The organism is Burkholderia sp. BCC1644, from assembly GCF_902833225.1.
Lineage (GTDB): Bacteria > Pseudomonadota > Gammaproteobacteria > Burkholderiales > Burkholderiaceae > Burkholderia.
Map to the genome: position 1 here is coordinate 141,427 of NZ_CADFEI010000012.1, position 18,412 is coordinate 159,838.

Here is an 18,412-nt window from a genome sequence, read left to right on the forward strand (position 1 = left end):
AAGATGCGCAAACTTTTGATGTCCCTGCTGATGGCCGGCTCGCTGATTGCGGCTGGCGTCGGCCCCGCGCTCGCCGACGACGCGGCGTCCGCCGCGGCTGCGTCCGCGCCCGCCGCCACGGCTTCCGACGCATCGGCCGCTGCTGCGCCGGCCGCTTCGGCACCGGCTGCCACCGACGCATCCGCGACTGCCGCTGCCGCCGCACCGGCGTCGGGCGCCACGGACGCATCGGCTGCCGCCGCCGCGTCCGCGCCGGCCGCACCGGCTGCCCCGACCGCACCGTTCTCGGTCGATTCGTCGAAGATCAGCGCCGGCGACACCGCGTGGATGCTGACCTCCACCGCGCTCGTGCTGTTCATGACGATCCCCGGCCTCGCGCTGTTCTACGCGGGCATGGTCCGCAAGAAGAACGTGCTCGCGACCGTGATGCAGAGCTTCGCGATCACCGCGGTGATCACGGTGCTGTGGACGGTGATCGGCTACAGCCTCGCGTTCACGCCGGGCAACGGCTTCATCGGCGGCCTGTCGCGCACGTTCCTGCACGGGATGAACTACATCCACGGCGACAAGGCGACGACGCTGACCGTCAGCCACCTGGCGCCGACGATTCCGGAATCGGTCTACTTCGTCTACCAGATGACGTTCGCGATCATCACGCCGGCACTGATCTGCGGCGCGTTCGCCGACCGGATGAAGTTCTCGGCGATGCTCGTGTTCATGACGCTCTGGTCGCTGATCGTCTATGTGCCGATCGCGCACATGGTGTGGGAGCCGACCGGCTGGCTGTCGTCGGACGGCGTGCTCGACTTCGCGGGCGGCACGGTGGTGCACATCAACGCCGGTATCGCGGGCCTCGTGTCGTGCCTGATGCTCGGCAAGCGCGTCGGCTTCGGCCGTGAATCGATGGCGCCGCACAACCTGGTGCTGACGATGATCGGCGGCTCGATGCTGTGGGTCGGCTGGTTCGGCTTCAACGCGGGTTCCGCGGTCGCGGCCGACGGCCGTGCCGGTTTCGCGATGCTGACGACGCAAGTCGCGACGGCCTGCGCGGCGCTCGGCTGGATGTTTGCCGAATGGCTCACGCACGGCAAGCCGTCGGTGCTCGGCATCGTGTCGGGTGCGGTCGCGGGTCTGGTTGCGATCACGCCGGCGGCCGGTTTCGTCGGCGTGCCGGGTGCGCTGGTGATCGGTATCGCCGCGGGTGTCGTGTGCTTCTGGTCGGCGACGTGGCTGAAGTCGAAGCTCGGCTACGACGATTCGCTCGACGCGTTCGGCGTGCACGGCGTGGGCGGGATTCTCGGCGCGTTGCTGACGGGCGTGTTCGCGGTCAAGGACATCGGCGGCGCCGACGGCAGCCTGCTGCTGCAGGCGAAGGGCGTGCTGATCACGCTGGTCTACAGCGGCGTGCTGAGCTTCGTGCTGCTGAAGCTGATCGACATCACGATGGGCCTGCGCGTGTCCGAAGAGGAAGAGCGCGAAGGCCTCGACGTGGTGCTGCACGGCGAGCATGTCGAATAAGTCATAAGGATGACCGGCGGGCCGCCGCAAAGACGGCGCCCGCCACTGAATGAGCGCAGCGACTTCGGCCCGCCCCACCCGGCGGGCTTTTTTTCTCCTGTCACCCACTGCCGTAGCGCATAACCCTTCGCGCTATCGGGTCAATAGCCGAAAACTTCCTCCAAACCCTTGCGAAGCCGGGAACAATCCCCAAATGGGCAGGGCAATTGCTCTACAATCTTCATTCTCCCGCTCGCGAGTGATTCATGGTTCCCCACCTCGTTACCGCGTTGAACGGTCCGCTGCTCGAGCTCGAGCAGAAGATCCTCGACGCGACGCCTGCAATCGAACGCTGGTTCAGGCTCGAATGGCAGGAACACACCCCGCCGTTCTATTGTTCGGTGGACCTGCGCAACGCCGGCTTCAAGCTGGCGCCCGTCGACGCGAACCTGTTCCCCGGCGCGTTCAACAACCTGCCGTCCGAAGTGCTGCCGCTTGCCGTGCAGGCGGCGATGGCCGCGATCGAGAAGATCTGCCCGGACGCGAAGAACCTGCTCGTGATTCCCGAGCTGCCGACCCGCAACGCGTTCTACCTCGAAAACGTCGCGCGCCTCGCGACGATCATGCGCCAGGCCGGCCTGAACGTGCGTTTCGGCTCGCTCGACCCGAGCATCACCGACATGACGCCGATCACGCTGGCCGACGGCCAGAAGATCGTGCTCGAACCGCTCGAGCGTTCGCAGCGCCGCCTCGGCCTGAAGAATTTCGATCCGTGCTCGATCCTGCTGAACAACGACCTGTCGGCCGGCATCCCGGCCGTGCTGGAAAACCTGCACGAGCAGTACCTGCTGCCGCCGCTGCACGCGGGCTGGGCCGTGCGCCGCAAGTCGACGCATTTCTCGTGCTACGACGACGTCGCGAAGAAGTTCGCGAAGATGGTCGGCGTCGATCCGTGGATGGTGAATCCGTATTTCTCGCACGTGGAAGGCGTCGACTGGCAGGCGCATGAAGGCGAGCAGGCGCTCGCCGACGCGATCGACGGCGTGCTGAAGAAGATCGCGCGCAAGTATCGCGAATACGGGATCAGCGAGAAGCCTTACGTCGTCGTGAAGGCCGACGCGGGCACGGCGGGGCGCGGCGTGATGACCGTGCACGACGCGGCCGAGATCGGCCGGATGTCGAAGGCCGAGCGCGCGCAGATGGCCGAGTCGAAGGCCGGCCTCGCGGTGCGCGACGTGATCGTGCAGGAGGGCGTCTATACGTTCGAGCGCGTCGGCGACGAAGTGGCCGAGCCTGTGGTGTACATGATCGACCGCTACGTGGTCGGCGGTTTCTACCGCACGCACGGCGGCCGCGAGCGCGACCAGAACCTGAACGCGCCCGGCATGCACTACGTGCCGCTCGGCTTCGAGCACACCGCGCTGCCGGATGCCGGCGCGAAGCCGGGTGCCGCGCCGCCGAACCGTTTCTACATGTACGGCGTCGTCGCGCGGCTGTCGCTGATCGCGTCGTCGATCGAACTGGAAAAGACCGATCCCGAAGCCATCCAGGTATAACGGACCTTCGCTACGTACAGGACCCGCATGGACATTCTCTTTATCGCCGACCCGCTCGAGCGCTTCAAGATCTACAAGGATTCGACCTACGCGATGATGGCCGAGGCCGCGCGCCGCGGGCATGCGGTGTACGCATGCGAGCCGAACCACCTCGCGTGGACGGGTTCCTCGGTCGAGGCCGACGTGCGGCGCATCACGTTCGTCGGCGAACTGGACGACCTGCATCGCGAGACCTGGTTCGACGCGGGCCCGGTCGATGCGCGCCGTCTCGAATCGTTCGGCGCGGTGCTGATGCGCAAGGATCCGCCGTTCGACATGGAGTACGTGACGTCGACCTGGCTGCTCGAACTCGCCGAGCGCGCGGGTGCCCGCGTGTTCAACAAGGCGCAGTCGATCCGCGACCATTCCGAGAAGCTCGCGATCGGCGAGTTTCCGCAGTTCGTCGCGCCGACACTGGTCACGCGCGACGCGAAACGGCTGCGCGCGTTCCACGCCGAGCACGGCGACGTGATCCTGAAGCCGCTCGACGGGATGGGCGGGATGGGCGTGTTCCGCGTGAAGCCGGACGGCATGAACCTCGGTTCGATCATCGAGATGCTGAGCCACGATGGCACGCGCTCGGTGATGGCGCAGAAATTCATTCCCGAGATCAAGGCCGGCGACAAGCGCATCCTGCTGATCGGCGGCGAGCCCGTGCCGTATTCGCTCGCGCGGATTCCGCAGGGCAGCGAGGTGCGCGGTAATCTGGCCGCTGGCGGGCTGGGCGTTGCGCAGCCGCTGACGGCCCGCGATCGCGAGATCGCCGAGACGCTCGGCCCGGTGCTCGCGTCGCGCGGGCTGCTGCTGGTCGGCCTCGATGCGATCGGCGACTGGCTGACCGAGGTGAACGTCACGAGTCCGACGTGCTTCCGCGAGATCATGGAGCAAACGGGCTTCGACGTCGCCGCGATGTTCATCGACGCGCTGGAGCGTGCGGCCGGGTAGGCCGCATTCCGCGCAACCCCGGCGGCGGCCGCGCAGGTCCCCCGTCGCCGGAGCAGCTTGACCGGCCTGCTACAATGCCCGCTTGCCCGGTGCCGTGATCGGTGCACCGAAGGCCCGGCGGTCGGGCCGATACTGTTGCAAGGCTGAACATGAAACGTTTCCCACACTCGCTACGCTCATTGCCCCGCCGCGGGGTGTCGGCCCGCCAGGGGCGGCCGGGAGCGATCTGACATGGCCGGGATCCTGATCATCGCGCACGCCCCGCTCGCCACCGCGCTGCGGGATTGCATCGCGCACATCTACGGCGGCGTACCCGCGCGCATCGGCTGCATCGACGTGATGCCGGACAACGATCCGACCCAGGTGATGGCGTTCGCGCACGCGGAACTCGCGCGGCTCAAGGAAGAGAACGGCGTGATCGTGCTGACCGACATGTACGGCGCGACGCCCGCGAACATCGCCGGCCAGCTCGCGAAAATCGACAACGTGCGCGTGCTGGCGGGGGTGAACCTGCCGATGCTCGTGCGGGCCGTCTGCTACCGCACCGTACCGCTCGACAAGCTGGTCGACAAGGCGCTGTCCGGCGGCGCGAAGGGCGTCCACGAGGTGTCGTCCGGCACGCCGCCGCCGCCGTCGGAAACCGGCTGCGGCCAGTGCGCGCCGATTCCGCCCGAACCGCAGCCGCGCACCGAATCGCACTGATTACCCGTTTTCCGTTTCAGACAACACCGCCGACGCGCGCCGCCGGCGGCCCCGACCGACCCGACCGAGAATCATGCTTCAACAAGAAACCACCATCGTCAATAAATTGGGGCTCCATGCGCGCGCATCGGCCAAGCTCACGCAACTGGCCGGCAACTTCCAGTCGGAAGTCTGGATGACGCGCAACGGGCGCAAGATCAATGCGAAGAGCATCATGGGCGTGATGATGCTGGCGGCCGGCATCGGCAGCACCGTGACGATCGAGACCGAAGGGTCCGACGAGCAGGAAGCGATGGACGCGCTGCTGAAGCTGATTGCCGACAAGTTCGGCGAAGGCCAGTGATCGCCACGCGGGATCGTTGCCGTTTCCAGTCGGAATGCCGCGTTTTTCGCGGCATTTTTTTCGTCGGCAGCATTGATGCGAAATGCGCAATGCTGCGGTGCATGCAGTCAGCAGGGAGTCGCGGAATTTATAATCGCTAACCGGGGTCATAAGCGCATCGCAGCAGTGTGCCGCGGCTTTACTTGTACAGAGGAGGTGCGCGTGTCCTTCACGCTGCAAGGCATTCCCGTCTCACGTGGTATCGCGATCGGGCGAGCGTATCTGATCGCGCCGGCGGCGCTCGACGTCGCCCATTACCTGGTCGAGGCACCCCAGATCGACGCCGAGGTCGAGCGCTTCCGCACGGCGCTCGACGTCGTGCATCACGAACTCGAAGCGTTGCGCGCCGACCTGACCGACGACACCCCGAGCGAAGTCGCCGCATTCATCGACGTCCACGCGATGATCCTGAGCGACGAGATGCTCGTGCAGGAAACCATCGACCTGATCCGCACGCGCCGCTACAACGTCGAATGGGCGTTGACCGAGCAGCTGGAGCTGCTCACGCGTCATTTCGACGACATCGAGGATGAATACCTGCGCGAGCGCAAGGCCGACATCGAGCAGGTGGTCGAGCGCGTGCTGAAGGCGCTCGCCGGTGCGCCGTCCGCATCGCAGGCACTGGATCGCGCGGCCAAGAACGGCACGAACGAGATGATCGTCGTCGCGCACGACATCGCGCCGGCCGACATGATGCAGTTCAAGACGCAGTCGTTCCAGGCATTCGTCACCGACCTCGGCGGGCGCACGTCGCACACGGCGATCGTCGCGCGCAGCCTCGGCATCCCGGCCGCGGTCGGCGTGCAGCATGCGAGCGCGCTGATCCGCCAGGACGACCTGATCATCGTCGACGGCGACCAGGGCATCGTGATCGTCGATCCCGCGCCGATCGTCCTCGAGGAATATTCGTACCGCCAGTCCGAGAAGCTGCTGGAGCAACGCAAGCTGCAGCGTCTGAAGTTCTCGCCGACGCAAACGTTGTGCGGCACCAAGATCGAGTTGTACGCGAACATCGAGCTGCCCGACGACGCGAAGGCGGCCGTCGAGGCCGGCGCGGTCGGCGTCGGCCTGTTCCGCTCCGAGTTCCTGTTCATGCATCAGAAGGAGATGCCGGAAGAAGAGGAGCAGTTCGCCGCGTACAAGCGCGCCGTCGAGTGGATGAAGGGCATGCCGGTGACGATCCGCACGATCGACGTCGGCGCGGACAAGCCGCTCGAAGCGCTCGACGAAGGCTACGAGACGGCGCCGAACCCGGCGCTCGGCCTGCGCGCGATCCGCTGGAGCCTGTCCGAGCCGCAGATGTTCCTCACGCAGCTGCGGGCGATCCTGCGCGCGTCGGCGTTCGGCCAGGTGAAGATCCTGATTCCGATGCTCGCGCACGCGCAGGAGATCGACCAGACGCTCGACCTGATCCGCGAGGCGAAGCACCAGCTCGACGACGCGGGGCTCGCCTACGATCCGAACGTGCGCATCGGCGCGATGATCGAGATTCCGGCCGCGGCGATCGCGCTGCCGCTGTTCCTGAAGCGGTTCGATTTCCTGTCGATCGGCACGAACGACCTGATCCAGTACACGCTCGCGATCGATCGCGCGGACAACGCGGTCGCGCACCTGTACGACCCGCTGCACCCGGCCGTGCTGCACCTGATCTCCTATACGCTGCGCGAAGCGAAGCGCGCGGGTGTGTCGGTGTCGGTATGCGGGGAGATGGCCGGCGATCCGGCGCTCACGCGCCTGTTGCTCGGGATGGGGCTCACCGAGTTTTCGATGCACCCGAGCCAGTTGCTCGTCGTGAAACAGGAGATCCTGCGCGCGCACCTGAAGGCGCTCGAGAAGCCGACGGCCGACGTGCTGGCCGCGTTCGAGCCGGAAGAAGTGCAGGCGGCGTTGCAGCGCCTGTCTGTCGCCGTGCCGCGCGCGGATGCGGCGGCCTAGGCGTTCCCGCCGCCGCTAACTGTAGCGGCGTGTCACGCGTGCGCCGTTCGGCGTATGCCCGTCGCGCGTCAGTGCCGGCCCCCGCAGACGGGGCAGTCGGCCTGGCGCGCGATTTTCATCGTCGTCCACTCCATCCGCAGCGAATCGAGCATCATCAGCCGCCCGTTGAGCGTCCTGCCGATGTCGCCGATCACGCGCAGCGCTTCGGCGGCCTGCATCGCGCCGATGATGCCGACCGTCGGTGCGAACACGCCCATCGTCGCGCATGCGACTTCCTCGAACGGCTGGTCTTCCGGGAACACGCACGCATAACAGGGCGCGGCCGGATCGCGGAAGTCGAACGTGCTGATCTGGCCGTCGAAACGCAGCGCGGCGCCCGACACGAGCGGCACGCCGTGCGCGACGCACGCGCGGTTGATCGCGTGGCGCGTCGCGAAGTTGTCGGTGCAGTCGAGCACGACGGTCGCGCGCGGCACGTGCGCATCGAGCCAGGCATCGTCGACGCGCTCCGCGACCGCATGCACCTGCACGCCGGGATTCAGTTGCGCGAGCGTGTCGCGCCCCGATTCGACCTTGCTGCGGCCGACCGATGCCGTCACGTGCAGGATCTGCCGCTGCAGGTTCGTGAGGTCGACCGTATCGGCGTCGACGAGCGTGATCGTGCCGACGCCCGATGCCGCGAGGTACATCGCGGCGGGCGAGCCGAGGCCGCCCGCGCCGACGACGATCGCATGCGCATCGAGAAAGCGCTGCTGCGCCTCGATGCCGATTTCGTCGACGAGGATGTGTCGGGAGTAGCGCAGGAGTTGATCGTCGTTCATGGGGAGTCGTGGGCGAGGCGGGCGGACGTTTCGTTATTCTAGGCGCGCATGAAAAACGGGCCATCGCGGTCTTCCCGCGATGGCCCGTCGGATGCCGGCCGGCGCTTACTTCGGCGCCGACGCGGGCTTCGGTGCGGAAGCCGGCTTCGCGCTCGCGCCCGATGCCTTCGGGGCCGTGGCGGCCTTGCCGGCCGGGCCCTTCGTGCTGTCGGCGAGCAGCGACTTCGATTCCTGCACCGGCTTGCCTTCGAGCTTGTTGAGCGCCTGCTGCATCATGAAGTCGTCGGCGCTGCCGAACTCGATCGGCTTGCGATCGCGATCCTTCTGGCGTTGCTCCGGCGTCTTCTTGTCGTTCTGCTCTTCGAGGACGCGCAGCTGATCCATCCGGCGCTGCTCGCGCTCTTCCTGTTCCTTCTTCTCGTTCGGATCCTGCGTGTTCGCGAGGTGGTTCGTGTAATCGACCTCGCGCGTCACGAGCACGTCGTCCGGATCGCCGTCCGCGTACTGATCGACCGGCACGTCCGGCGTGATGCCCTTGTTCTGGATCGAACGGCCGCTCGGCGTGTAGTAGTACGCGGTGGTCAGGCGCAGCGCGGTGTCGGCCGTCATCGGGCGGACCGTCTGCACCGAACCCTTGCCGAACGTCGTCTTGCCCATGATCTGCGCACGCTTCGAATCCTGCAGCGCACCGGCGACGATTTCCGACGCGGACGCGGAATACGCGTTCGTCAGCACGATCATCGGCACGGTCTTGAAGACCGGCGGCAGGTTCTTCAGCGGATCGCCGTCGAAGGACGGCAGGCGATAGTTGTCGTACGTATCGCGGTAGACCTGCTTCGAATCGGGGATCTGGCCGTTGGTCGACACGACGACCGAGTCGGGCGGCAGGAACGCGCCGGCCACGCCGACCGCGCTCTGCAGCAGGCCGCCGCCGTTGTTGCGCAGGTCGAGGACGAGGCCCTTCAGGTTCGGCTGCTGGCGTGCGATGTCCTGCAGCTTCTGCGCGAGATCGGGCGTCGTGCGCTCCTGGAAGCTCGTGATGCGGACATACGCGTAGCCCGGATCGAGGATCTTCATCTTCACGCTCTGGACCTTGATGATCGCGCGCGTGACCGTGACCGGGAACGTGCGGTCGTCGCTCTTGCGGAAGATCGTCAGCGTGACCTTGGTGCCCGGCTCGCCGCGCATCTGCTTGACGGCCTTGTCGAGCGTCATGCCGCGCACCGGCTTGTCGTTGATGCGCGTGATCAGGTCGCCCGGACGGATGCCGGCGCGGAATGCCGGGGTATCTTCGATCGGCGAGATCACCTTGACGAGGCCGTCTTCCTGCGAGATCTCGATGCCGAGACCCGCGAAGCGGCCCTTCGTCTGCTCCTGCAGCTCGTCATAGTCGGTCTTGTCGAGGAACGACGAGTGCGGGTCGAGGCTCGACACCATGCCCTTGATCGCCGCCGTCAGCAGCTTCTTGTCGTCGACCGGTTCGACGTACTCGCGCTTGATCTGGCCGAAGACTTCCGCGAACAGGCGGAGCTGGTCGAGGGGAAGCGGCGCCGTGGCGGTCTGCTCGGCCGATGCGGAAACCTGCAGCGTGGCGAACACGCCCGTGGCGAGGCCCGCGGCAATCAGGCCGATGTTCTTCAATTTCATTCGCATAGAGATCTGGTGCGGTCGGGAAGCGCGTGGCGGTAGCGGGGATGTAGCGGACAAGTATAACTGTTCGTCCGATGACTCAGTGGAACGGCGCGAAAAGCGTCGAAAAGGGCCTGGAGCAAGCCCGGCAGGGCACCGCCGGACGCGCTGCGGGTTCGAAAGCGGATTCGACAGCGCCGGCGCCGCGAAGGTTCGCGCGGCGCGCCTGACGGTGGCCGGACACGCCGCGCCGGACGCGGCACGCCCGGCGCGACGGGCGTCAGCCCGCCTTGCCCTGCTTCGCGACGGCGGCCTGCGCCTGCGCGATCGCTTCCTGGTCGCCGAGGTAATAGTGCTTGATCGGCTTCAGGTTCTCGTCGAGTTCATACACGAGCGGCACGCCGTTCGGAATGTTCAGGCCGACGATGTCGCTGTCCGAGATGCCGTCGAGGTACTTGATCAGCGCGCGCAGCGAGTTGCCGTGCGCGGCGATCAGCACCTGCTTGCCGGCACGGACGGCCGGCGCGATCGACTCGTTCCACAGCGGCAGCACGCGCGCGACCGTGTCCTTCAGGCACTCGGTGAGCGGCAGCTGCTCGCGCGGCACCTTCGCGTAGCGCGGGTCGTTGAACGGCGCGCGCTCGTCGGTCGGCTCCAGCGCGGGCGGCGGCGTGTCGTAGCTGCGGCGCCACACAAGCACCTGGTCGTCGCCGAACTTCGCGGCAGTTTCCGCCTTGTTCAGGCCGGACAGCGCGCCGTAGTGGCGCTCGTTGAGGCGCCACGAATGGACGACCGGCAGGTACATCTGGTCCATCCGGTCCTGCACGTGCCACAGCGTGCGGATCGCGCGCTTGAGCACCGACGTGTACGCGATGTCGAACGTGTAGCCGGCCTCCTTGAGCAATTCGCCGGCCTGATAGGCCTCGTTGCGACCCTGTTCGGTCAGGTCGACGTCGACCCAGCCGGTGAAGCGGTTTTCCTTGTTCCACGTCGATTCGCCGTGGCGGATGAGAACGAGTTTGTACATGGATCTTGCGGTCGGTAGTGAAGGAAGCGGGGCGCATCGCACGGGACCCGACCGGGGCCCGCCATCGCGCAAGACGGTTATTTTATAATGGCGGGATTGTCCTCATCCGATTTCTCTTTTTCCGGCGGAATTCCGTGACGTTCTTTACCGATTACACGAACCTGGCCCTTATCGCGATCCTGGTGGTCTCCGGCGGCCTGCTGGCCTGGCCTGCACTGCGCCGCGGCCGTGGCGGCCTGTCGGCCGCAGAGGCGACGCAACTCATCAACCGCCGCAACGCGATCGTGATCGACGTGCGCGCCGCGGCCGATTTCGCTGCCGGCCACCTGCCGTCGGCGCGCCAGGTCGCCGCGGGCGAGATCGGCGCGAAAATTGCGCAGGTCGCGAAGAACAAGAGCACGCCGGTGCTGCTCGTCTGCCAGAACGGCCAGCAGTCGCAGAAGGCGGCGCGCGAGGTCGAGGCGGCGGGTTACGCCGAGGTGCACGTGCTCGAGGGCGGCGTGGCCGCCTGGCAGCAGGCCGGGATGCCGGTCGTCAAACAAGGAGTGGCGAAGTGAGCAAGGTTTTGATGTACAGCACGCAGGTGTGTCCGTATTGCATGCAGGCCGAGCGCCTGTTGAAGCTGCGCGGTGTCGAGCAGATCGAGAAGGTGCTGATCGATCGCGATCCGGCCCGCCGCGAGGAAATGATGACGCGCACGGGGCGCCGCACGGTGCCGCAGATCTATATCGGCGACACGCACGTCGGCGGCTACGACGATCTGTCGAAGCTCGACCGCGAAGGCGGGCTCGTTCCGCTTCTGCAAGCGGCCTGATTAGGGCAGAATGGCCGCCGGCCGCGCCGCGGCTTGGGCGCCCAGGATTCATCCGCGGCGGCCGGCGAGAAGCCGGGCCGCCCCGTCACCACTTTTAGGGAAACACCATGTCCGACGTCGAAAACCAACCGTTCTTCAATATCCAGCGCGTCTACCTGAAGGATATGTCGCTCGAGCAGCCGAATTCGCCGGCGATCTTCCTCGAGCAGGACATGCCGTCGGTTGAGGTCGAAGTCGACGTGAAGGCTGACCGCCTCGCGGAAAGCGTGTTCGAGGTCGTCGTGTCGGGTACCGTCACGGCGAAGGTGAAGGACAAGGTCGCGTTCCTGATCGAAGCGAAGCAGGCCGGCATTTTCGACATCCGCAACATTCCGGACGAACAGCTCGACCCGCTCGTCGGCATCGCGTGCCCGACGATCCTGTTCCCGTACCTGCGTTCGAACATCGCCGACGCGATCACGCGCGCAGGCTTCCCGCCGATCCACCTGGCGGAAATCAACTTCCAGGCGCTGTACGAGCAGCGTCTCGCGCAGCTTCAGCAGCAGGCCGGCGCAGCAGCAGGCGCGCCGAACGGCACGACGCTGAACTGACGTTTCACTCGGACCGGTGCTGGGTATGAAAGTAGCCGTTCTCGGCGCCGGTGCCTGGGGCACCGCGCTCGCGGGCCATCTGGCCGCGCGGCACGATACGCTTCTGTGGGCGCGCGACGCCGCGCTCATCGCCGGGCTGCAGGCCCGGCACGAAAATTCCCGCTATCTGGACGGCATCGCGCTGCCTGACGCGTTGCGCTACGACGCCGATCTCGGCGTCGCGCTCGCGCATGGCGCCGCGGACGACGCGCTGTGCGTGATCGCCGCGCCGGTGGCCGGGCTGCGCACGCTGTGCCACGCGATGCGCGACGCAGGCTGCGTGCCTGCGCATATCGTCTGGGTCTGCAAGGGCTTCGAGGCCGATACGCATCTGCTGCCGCACCAGGTGATCGCGGCCGAGCTGCCCGAACAGCAGAGCAACGGCGTGCTGTCGGGCCCGAGCTTCGCGCGCGAGGTCGGGCAGTCGCTGCCCGTCGCGCTGACGGTGGCGAGCGCGTCGGCCGCGTGCCGCGAGCGCACGCTTGCCGCGTTCCATCATGGCGCAATGCGGATCTATACGGGCGACGACGTGGTCGGCGTCGAGGTCGGCGGCGCGGTGAAGAACGTGCTGGCGATCGCGACCGGCATTGCCGACGGCCTCGGTCTCGGGCTGAACGCGCGCGCCGCGCTGATCACGCGCGGCCTCGCCGAAATGTCGCGGCTCGGCGTCGCGCTCGGCGGCCGCGCGGAAACCTTCACGGGCCTCACGGGCCTCGGCGACCTGATCCTCACCGCGACGGGCGACCTGTCGCGCAACCGCACGGTCGGCCTGCAGCTGGCGGCCGGCCGCACGTTGAACGACATCCTCGGTGCGCTCGGCCACGTGGCCGAAGGCGTGCGCTGCGCGCAGGCCGTGCTGGCGCTCGCGCGCGCGCAGTCGATCGAAATGCCGATCACCGAAGCCGTATGCGGCGTGCTGTTCGACGGCATCGCACCGCGCGACGCGGTCAGCGGCCTGCTGCGGCGCGACGCGCGCGCCGAGTAGCGCGAACCGGCGCTGCCCGGTGCGGTTGCGCCGGGCGTGCGGCGCCAAAGCGGACTACGCTTGAACAGTCTCCGGCGTTCCGGGAGGGTGTCATGCTGCAGATCGGTTCCACCACGCTCGACGCGCAGGTCGTCGACATCACGACGCTCGATGTCGACGCGATCGTCAACGCCGCGAACGGCTCGTTGCTCGGCGGAGGCGGCGTCGACGGCGCAATCCACCGCGCGGCCGGCCCCGGCCTGCTCGCCGAGTGCCGCACGCTCGGCGGCTGCGACACGGGCGACGCGAAGCTCACGCGCGGCCACGCGCTGCCGGCGCGCTACGTGATTCACGCGGTCGGCCCCGTGTGGTACGGCGGCGGGCGCGGCGAGGCCGACCTGCTCGCGTCGTGCTACCGGCGGGCGATCGAGCTGGCCGAGGAGGTCGCCGCGACGTCGATTGCGTTTCCCGCAATCAGCTGCGGAATCTACCGTTATCCGGTCGAAGAGGCCGTCGGCATCGCGGTGGGCGCCGTCGCCGACATGCTGCCGCAGGCGCCGAGCCTCGCACGCGTGGTGTTCGCGTGCTTTTCCCCCGACATTTACGACCTGTATCGCGTGCGGCTCACGCGGGCCTGATGCATTCCGCGTCGCGGGTTGCGCCCGGCGAGCGTCAGGCGCCGCCTTCGAAGCCGGCCTGGCGCCACGCCTCGAATACGACCACCGCGACCGTGTTCGACAGGTTCAGGCTGCGGTTGTCCGGCCGCATCGGCAGGCGCACGCGCTGTTCGTTCGGAAAGCGTTCGAGCAGATCGGCGGGCAGGCCGCGGGTTTCCGAGCCGAACACGAACCAGTCGCCCGGCAGGAACGCATGATCGTGGAAGCGGCCCGAGCCGCGTGTCGTGAACGCGAACATCCGCGCGGGATCGGGCGCTTCGGACGCGACGAACGCATCCCAGTCGCGGTGCACGCGCATCTGCGCATACTCGTGATAGTCGAGGCCGGCGCGGCGCATCCGCGCGTCGTCGAGCGGAAAGCCGAGCGGTTCGATCAGGTGCAGGTGCGCGCCCGTATTGGCGCACAGGCGGATCACGTTGCCGGTGTTCGGCGGAATTTCGGGGGCGACGAGGACGACGTTGAACATGTTTCGGTTTGGCTGGGCCGGCCAGGGCGGCGCAACGTGCGCGTTCCCGGCCGGCCGGTTCGTGACGGCCGCGGCCACGTTGGCGCGGCCGGCCTCTCTATCTAATTAATCCCTGGCGGTGCGCAGCGCAACCAGATTCGTCACGCGCGCGGCGCCCGCCGCCTTCAGCGCGTGCGCGGCCGCCGCGAGCGTCGCGCCGGACGTCATCACGTCGTCGACGAGCGCGACGTGGCGGCCGGCGACTTCGCCGGCTACCGCGAACGCGGCCATCACGTTGTCGCGCCGTGCCTGCCGGTCGAGCCGCGACTGCGGCGCCGTGTCGGCGACGCGCGCGAGCAGTGACGCGCTCGCGCGCACGTCGAGCCGGCGTGCGAGCGGGCGCGCAATCGCCCACGCCTGGTTGTAGCCGCGCGCGACGAGCCGCCGGTGCGACAGCGGCACCGGTGCGACCAGGTCGAAACGGCCCGCGCCGTGCGTATCGTCGACCAGCCGCGCGAGCCGGGCCGCGAATTCGGCGCCGAGTGCGAGTCGCGCATGAAACTTCAGGCCGCGCGCGAGCCCGTCGAGCGGCGCGCGGTAATCCGCGAGCGCGAGCGTTGCGTCGAACGGCGGCGGGGCGGTGCGGCACGCGTCGCACCGGTACGCGGCCGGGTGGCCGGCGCCGGTCCGGCCGCCACCGCGCGAACGCGTCTGCCCGGCACCTAGCGGCAGCGCGCAGACATCGCAGCGCAATCGCGCTTCATTCCAGTACGCGGCGTCGCAAGCATCGCATATCACGGCGTGTGACAAATTGCCGCACAGTGCGCAGCGATTCGGCAGCGCGACCGCGGCGACCTTCACGGCCAGCACGCGAACCTGCGACAAAACGACGCGCATCGTGCGCTCGGCGGAACTGCGGTTCATCGCAACACTCCTGCCACCCCGCCTCAATGAAGCTTCCGGGGCGAGCGAGTATACTTCGGGCTCTTCGCCAGTGTGCCCGACATGTCCCCAGCTTCGACTTCCACCGGCCGTCCGGCCAATGACGCCAGGCGCTTGCGGCGGATCTTCGACCGCCGTGCCGCCACGTTCGACGCGGTCGCGTTCCTGCCGCGCGAGATCGCGCAGCGGATGAACGAGCGTCTCGAATACATCAAGGTGAGCCCCGCCGCCGTGCTCGATGCCGGCTGCGGCCCGGGCGACGACCTGCCGGCGCTGCGTGCGCGCTTTCCGGAAGCCCCCGTGTTCGGCGTCGACCTGTCCGGCGCGATGCTCGCGCGGGCCGGTCAGCGCGAGGTCGAGCAGACCAACTGGCGCCGCTGGCTGCCGGCGTCGCTCGGTCGCGCGCTGGGCCAGCGCGGCCCGCGCGTCGCGCAGGCCGACTTCGCCGCGCTGCCGTTCCCGGGCGGCGCGTTCGACCTGATCTGGTCGAATCTCGCACTCCACTGGCATTCGCGCCCCGATGCGGTGCTGCCCGAATGGCAGCGCGTGTTGCGCGTGAACGGCCTGCTGATGTTCAGCACGCTCGGCCCCGACACGCTGCGCGAGCTGCGCGCGGCCTGTGCGGACGCCGAAGCGGCGCTGGGCATGGCCCCGCCGGCCGCGCGCGTCATCGATTTCGTCGACATGCACGACCTCGGCGACATGCTCGTCGAGAGCGGCTTCGAGATTCCCGTGATGGATCAGGAAGTGCTGACCGTTACCTACAAATCCCCCGATTCCCTGCTGGCCGACGTGCGCCGCTGGGGCGCCTATCCGTTCGAGCGCATGGCGCCGCAGCACGCGACGCGGCGCTTTCGCGCGGCGCTCGGCGACGCGCTGGAGGCGCGCCGGCGCGAGGACGGCACGATTCCGCTGACCTTCGAGGTGATCTACGGCCACGCATGGAAGGCCGTACCGCGCACGACCGCCGAAGGGCACGGGATCGTGCGCATCGAGGATATCGGCAAGGGGCGTCCGAAGAATCGGTAAAGCGGTAAAGAGGGGTTTTGTTATGTCTGAAATTAGCGGCGCAAAGCGGGGTCGAATTAGCGCGAAAAACGGCCGAAAAGCTTGTCGCGCTTGGCTTGCGGGGCGATAGGCGCTTGCTTGTGGATGCCATTGAACCCGCCTATAATGCGTCAGCTTGTCGTCCCGGGGTCCCCGCAATACGGGGCGACGAGTCCGATGCAGGCATGCATCGCATGCCATTCGCGTGAGGCGGCGATGGAAGCAGCGAGGGTTTTGGCGGAGACGACGAACGGCGAGCCGGTCCTCGAAGACTGGCTGATGAAACGCAACTGTTCGGTGTCGCCACGCCAGTTCGTGCTGTTTTACGCGTCGCTCGCGGGCTTCTCGCTGGTGATCGCGACGTTGCTGATGTGGAGAGGGGCCTGGCTCGTCATGCCCTTTACCGGAATCGAGTTGCTGGCGGTGGGTGTCGCATTTGCGGTCTATGCTCGCCATGCGGTCGATTACGAGCGCATCAGGCTGTTTCCGCATCGGCTCGTGATCGAGCGGATGGATGCGGAGCGGCTCACGCAGATCGAATTCAACCCGCGCTGGGTGCGGGTCGAGCCGGGTGCGACGCCACGCGATCCGATTCGACTGGTATCGCGCGGGCAGACCGTCGTAATCGGGCAGCATCTCGCGCAGTACAAGCGTGCGCAGTTCGCCGACGAACTGCGCGTGTCGCTCAGGCGCTGCGGCTGACGAGGCGCGGGCACCGGCCGGAAACAGGCCGGCGACTTGCGACGGGGGAGGGTTTGAATGGAAATTTTGGGTAAGGATGCTATGAAAACAATCAAGCGAGCCCTCGCGGGCGTGCTGGCATGCAGCGGATTGCTCTTTGCCGGTGCGGCCCTGGCGGTCGGTGATAGCCCGGGCGGCCCCCGTGTCAACGAGATCAACTTTCAGCCGCCTGTCACGAAGATCGCCGAGGAGCTCTACGATCTCCACACGATGATGCTGATCCTGTGTACGGTGATCTTCGTCGGCGTGTTCGGCGTGATGTTCTATTCGATCTTCGCGCACCGCAAATCCAAAGGCCACAAGGCCGCCAATTTCCATGAAAGCACGACCGTCGAGATCATCTGGACGATCGTGCCGTTCGTCATCGTCGTGCTGATGGCGCTGCCGGCGACGAAGGCCGTCGTCGCGATGAAGGACACGACGAACGCCGATCTCACGATCAAGGTCACCGGCTACCAGTGGAAGTGGGGCTACGACTACGTGAAGGGCCCGGGCGAGGGCATCGGCTTCCTGTCGACGCTGAGCACCCCGCGTGACGAAGTGATGGGCAAGAAGCCGATCACCGACACCTATCTGCAGGAAGTCGACAACCCGCTCGTCGTGCCGGTCAACAAGAAGATCCGCATCATCACGACCGCGAACGACGTCGTCCACTCGTGGTACGTGCCCGCGTTCGGCGTGAAGCAGGATGCGATCCCCGGCTTCGTGCGCGACACCTGGTTCAAGGCCGACAAGGTCGGTACGTTCCGCGGTTTCTGTACCGAGCTCTGCGGCAAGGAACACGCGTACATGCCGGTCGTCGTCGAAGTCCTGTCGGACGACGACTACGCGAAGTGGGTCACCGCGCAGAAGGCCAAGCTGGCCAGCGCCGCAGTCGATCCGAACAAGGTCTACACGATGGCTGAACTCGTCGCGCACGGCGAGGAAGTCTACAAGGCGAACTGCGCGGCCTGCCACCAGGTGAGCGGCAAGGGCCTCGGCGCATTCCCGGCCATGGACGGCAGCCCGATCGTGAACGGCCCGATCGCCGGCCACGTCGAGCGCGTGCTGCACGGCAAGGGCGCGATGCCGTCGTGGGCGTCGCTGTCGGATCTCGACATCGCCTCGGTCATCACGTACGAACGCAACTCGTGGGGCAACCACAAGAACGACCTGCTGCAGCCGAAGCAAGTGGCTGATGCGCGCAACGGCAAGATGCCGGAAGACGCGGCGGGCGCGGCAGCGGCAGCCGCACCGGCGGAAGCGGCTTCGGCGCCGGCGCAAGCTGCGTCGGGCGCCGCCGGGCAGCCGGCAGCAGCGGCATCGGCCGCGCTGTCGACGGTCTATTTCGAAACGGGCAAGAGCGTGCTGCCGGCCGACGCGAAAGCGGCGATCGCCGCTGCGGCCGACTATGCGAAGGCACATCCGGACGCGAAACTCGCGCTGTCGGGTTTCACCGACAAGACGGGCTCGGCCGACGCGAACGCCGAACTGGCGAAGCATCGTGCACAGGCCGTGCGCGATGCGCTGAAGGCAGCAGGCGTGGCGGAAGACCACATCATCATGAAAAAGCCGGAAACGATCACGGGCGGGGCTGACGCTAAGGAAGCCCGGCGGGTCGAGATCGGTCCGGCGGCTTGA

General features: G+C 67.3%; 19 protein-coding genes. 14 read left to right on the forward strand and 5 right to left on the reverse strand.

The genetic code is table 11. The annotated features are described in order from the left end of the window. Positions 1-3: 3 nt before the first annotated feature. The 6 genes from HWX87_RS23920 to ptsP all read left to right on the forward strand — a co-directional run bounded on the left by HWX87_RS23920 (position 4) and on the right by ptsP (position 7,056). On the forward strand, positions 4-1,518 hold the full coding sequence (locus tag HWX87_RS23920) for an ammonium transporter (RefSeq protein WP_176049592.1): 1,515 nt from the start codon (positions 4-6) through the stop codon (positions 1,516-1,518). A 245-nt stretch (positions 1,519-1,763) separates the two neighbouring features. Next, positions 1,764-3,053, forward strand: a complete 1,290-nt coding sequence (gene gshA, locus HWX87_RS23925) for a glutamate--cysteine ligase (protein WP_176049593.1) — start codon at positions 1,764-1,766, stop codon at positions 3,051-3,053. Between the two features lie 27 nt (positions 3,054-3,080). Then, positions 3,081-4,037 carry a glutathione synthase gene (gene gshB / locus HWX87_RS23930; protein WP_176049594.1) on the forward strand — a complete coding sequence of 319 codons (957 nt, stop codon included), beginning with the start codon at positions 3,081-3,083 and terminating at the stop codon, positions 4,035-4,037. Between the two features lie 231 nt (positions 4,038-4,268). Further along, on the forward strand, positions 4,269-4,739 hold the full coding sequence (locus HWX87_RS23935; protein WP_176049595.1) for a PTS fructose transporter subunit IIA: 471 nt from the start codon (positions 4,269-4,271) through the stop codon (positions 4,737-4,739). Between the two features lie 73 nt (positions 4,740-4,812). Next, positions 4,813-5,082, forward strand: a complete 270-nt coding sequence (locus HWX87_RS23940) for an HPr family phosphocarrier protein (protein WP_011353292.1) — start codon at positions 4,813-4,815, stop codon at positions 5,080-5,082. A 201-nt stretch (positions 5,083-5,283) separates the two neighbouring features. Further along, positions 5,284-7,056 carry a phosphoenolpyruvate--protein phosphotransferase gene (ptsP, locus tag HWX87_RS23945; protein ID WP_176049596.1) on the forward strand — a complete coding sequence of 591 codons (1,773 nt, stop codon included), beginning with the start codon at positions 5,284-5,286 and terminating at the stop codon, positions 7,054-7,056. A 68-nt stretch (positions 7,057-7,124) separates the two neighbouring features. Here the strand turns inward: ptsP and HWX87_RS23950 are convergent, their stop codons facing one another. The 3 genes from HWX87_RS23950 to gpmA all read right to left on the reverse strand — a co-directional run bounded on the left by HWX87_RS23950 (position 7,125) and on the right by gpmA (position 10,533). Then, a complete protein-coding gene (locus HWX87_RS23950) occupies positions 7,125-7,877 on the reverse strand; it encodes a HesA/MoeB/ThiF family protein (protein WP_176049597.1) in 753 nt (250 codons plus the stop codon). Between the two features lie 105 nt (positions 7,878-7,982). Continuing rightward, positions 7,983-9,530 carry a S41 family peptidase gene (locus HWX87_RS23955; RefSeq protein ID WP_176049598.1) on the reverse strand — a complete coding sequence of 516 codons (1,548 nt, stop codon included), beginning with the start codon at positions 9,528-9,530 and terminating at the stop codon, positions 7,983-7,985. A gap of 256 nt (positions 9,531-9,786) precedes the next feature. Further along, a complete protein-coding gene (gpmA, locus tag HWX87_RS23960) occupies positions 9,787-10,533 on the reverse strand; it encodes a 2,3-diphosphoglycerate-dependent phosphoglycerate mutase (RefSeq protein WP_176049599.1) in 747 nt (248 codons plus the stop codon). Positions 10,534-10,667: 134 nt separating this feature from the next. On the opposite strand from gpmA, the gene HWX87_RS23965 reads away from it, so the two are divergent. The 5 genes from HWX87_RS23965 to HWX87_RS23985 all read left to right on the forward strand — a co-directional run bounded on the left by HWX87_RS23965 (position 10,668) and on the right by HWX87_RS23985 (position 13,578). Further along, a complete protein-coding gene (locus HWX87_RS23965) occupies positions 10,668-11,090 on the forward strand; it encodes a rhodanese-like domain-containing protein (protein ID WP_124452157.1) in 423 nt (140 codons plus the stop codon). Beyond that, complete coding sequence (grxC, locus tag HWX87_RS23970) at positions 11,087-11,347, forward strand: glutaredoxin 3 (protein WP_176049600.1); 261 nt, start codon at positions 11,087-11,089, stop codon at positions 11,345-11,347. Before HWX87_RS23965 ends, grxC begins: the two co-directional genes overlap by 4 nt. Positions 11,348-11,454: 107 nt before the next feature. Next, entirely contained in the window at positions 11,455-11,937 is a 483-nt protein-coding gene (gene secB, locus HWX87_RS23975) for a protein-export chaperone SecB (RefSeq protein WP_011353285.1), read from the forward strand. Positions 11,938-11,962: 25 nt separating this feature from the next. Then, on the forward strand, positions 11,963-12,961 hold the full coding sequence (locus tag HWX87_RS23980) for an NAD(P)H-dependent glycerol-3-phosphate dehydrogenase (RefSeq protein ID WP_176049601.1): 999 nt from the start codon (positions 11,963-11,965) through the stop codon (positions 12,959-12,961). A 92-nt stretch (positions 12,962-13,053) separates the two neighbouring features. Beyond that, positions 13,054-13,578 carry an O-acetyl-ADP-ribose deacetylase gene (locus HWX87_RS23985; RefSeq protein ID WP_176049602.1) on the forward strand — a complete coding sequence of 175 codons (525 nt, stop codon included), beginning with the start codon at positions 13,054-13,056 and terminating at the stop codon, positions 13,576-13,578. A gap of 34 nt (positions 13,579-13,612) precedes the next feature. Here HWX87_RS23985 and trmL read toward each other — a convergent pair whose 3' ends face one another. Both trmL and HWX87_RS23995 read right to left on the reverse strand, forming a co-directional pair. Further along, positions 13,613-14,083, reverse strand: coding sequence for a tRNA (uridine(34)/cytosine(34)/5-carboxymethylaminomethyluridine(34)-2'-O)-methyltransferase TrmL (gene trmL / locus HWX87_RS23990; RefSeq protein WP_176049603.1), 471 nt, complete (start codon positions 14,081-14,083; stop codon positions 13,613-13,615). Between the two features lie 105 nt (positions 14,084-14,188). Continuing rightward, complete coding sequence (locus tag HWX87_RS23995; RefSeq protein WP_176049604.1) at positions 14,189-14,986, reverse strand: phosphoribosyltransferase family protein; 798 nt, start codon at positions 14,984-14,986, stop codon at positions 14,189-14,191. A gap of 81 nt (positions 14,987-15,067) precedes the next feature. Between HWX87_RS23995 and HWX87_RS24000 the strand changes: the two genes are divergently transcribed. The 3 genes from HWX87_RS24000 to coxB all read left to right on the forward strand — a co-directional run bounded on the left by HWX87_RS24000 (position 15,068) and on the right by coxB (position 18,412). Further along, positions 15,068-16,033, forward strand: coding sequence for a methyltransferase domain-containing protein (locus tag HWX87_RS24000; RefSeq protein ID WP_176049605.1), 966 nt, complete (start codon positions 15,068-15,070; stop codon positions 16,031-16,033). Positions 16,034-16,228: 195 nt separating this feature from the next. Further along, the gene (locus HWX87_RS24005) at positions 16,229-16,753 is read left to right on the forward strand and encodes a DUF2244 domain-containing protein (protein ID WP_059233125.1); all 525 of its coding nucleotides are present in this window, start codon (positions 16,229-16,231) and stop codon (positions 16,751-16,753) included. A gap of 57 nt (positions 16,754-16,810) precedes the next feature. Further along, entirely contained in the window at positions 16,811-18,412 is a 1,602-nt protein-coding gene (gene coxB, locus HWX87_RS24010; protein WP_176049606.1) for a cytochrome c oxidase subunit II, read from the forward strand.

Coding starts and splice junctions, on each gene's coding strand:
- HWX87_RS23935 (WP_176049595.1), top strand. CDS start 4,269: ATGGCCGGGATCCTGATCATCGCGCACGCCCCGCTCGCCACCGCGCTG.
- HWX87_RS23995 (WP_176049604.1), bottom strand. CDS start 14,986: ATGAACCGCAGTTCCGCCGAGCGCACGATGCGCGTCGTTTTGTCGCAG.
- gshB (WP_176049594.1), top strand. CDS start 3,081: ATGGACATTCTCTTTATCGCCGACCCGCTCGAGCGCTTCAAGATCTAC.
- gshA (WP_176049593.1), top strand. CDS start 1,764: ATGGTTCCCCACCTCGTTACCGCGTTGAACGGTCCGCTGCTCGAGCTC.
- HWX87_RS23940 (WP_011353292.1), top strand. CDS start 4,813: ATGCTTCAACAAGAAACCACCATCGTCAATAAATTGGGGCTCCATGCG.
- trmL (WP_176049603.1), bottom strand. CDS start 14,083: ATGTTCAACGTCGTCCTCGTCGCCCCCGAAATTCCGCCGAACACCGGC.
- HWX87_RS23920 (WP_176049592.1), top strand. CDS start 4: ATGCGCAAACTTTTGATGTCCCTGCTGATGGCCGGCTCGCTGATTGCG.
- HWX87_RS23950 (WP_176049597.1), bottom strand. CDS start 7,877: ATGAACGACGATCAACTCCTGCGCTACTCCCGACACATCCTCGTCGAC.
- gpmA (WP_176049599.1), bottom strand. CDS start 10,533: ATGTACAAACTCGTTCTCATCCGCCACGGCGAATCGACGTGGAACAAG.
- HWX87_RS23985 (WP_176049602.1), top strand. CDS start 13,054: ATGCTGCAGATCGGTTCCACCACGCTCGACGCGCAGGTCGTCGACATC.
- HWX87_RS23955 (WP_176049598.1), bottom strand. CDS start 9,530: ATGCGAATGAAATTGAAGAACATCGGCCTGATTGCCGCGGGCCTCGCC.
- HWX87_RS23980 (WP_176049601.1), top strand. CDS start 11,963: ATGAAAGTAGCCGTTCTCGGCGCCGGTGCCTGGGGCACCGCGCTCGCG.
- coxB (WP_176049606.1), top strand. CDS start 16,811: ATGGAAATTTTGGGTAAGGATGCTATGAAAACAATCAAGCGAGCCCTC.
- secB (WP_011353285.1), top strand. CDS start 11,455: ATGTCCGACGTCGAAAACCAACCGTTCTTCAATATCCAGCGCGTCTAC.
- HWX87_RS24000 (WP_176049605.1), top strand. CDS start 15,068: ATGTCCCCAGCTTCGACTTCCACCGGCCGTCCGGCCAATGACGCCAGG.
- HWX87_RS24005 (WP_059233125.1), top strand. CDS start 16,229: ATGCAGGCATGCATCGCATGCCATTCGCGTGAGGCGGCGATGGAAGCA.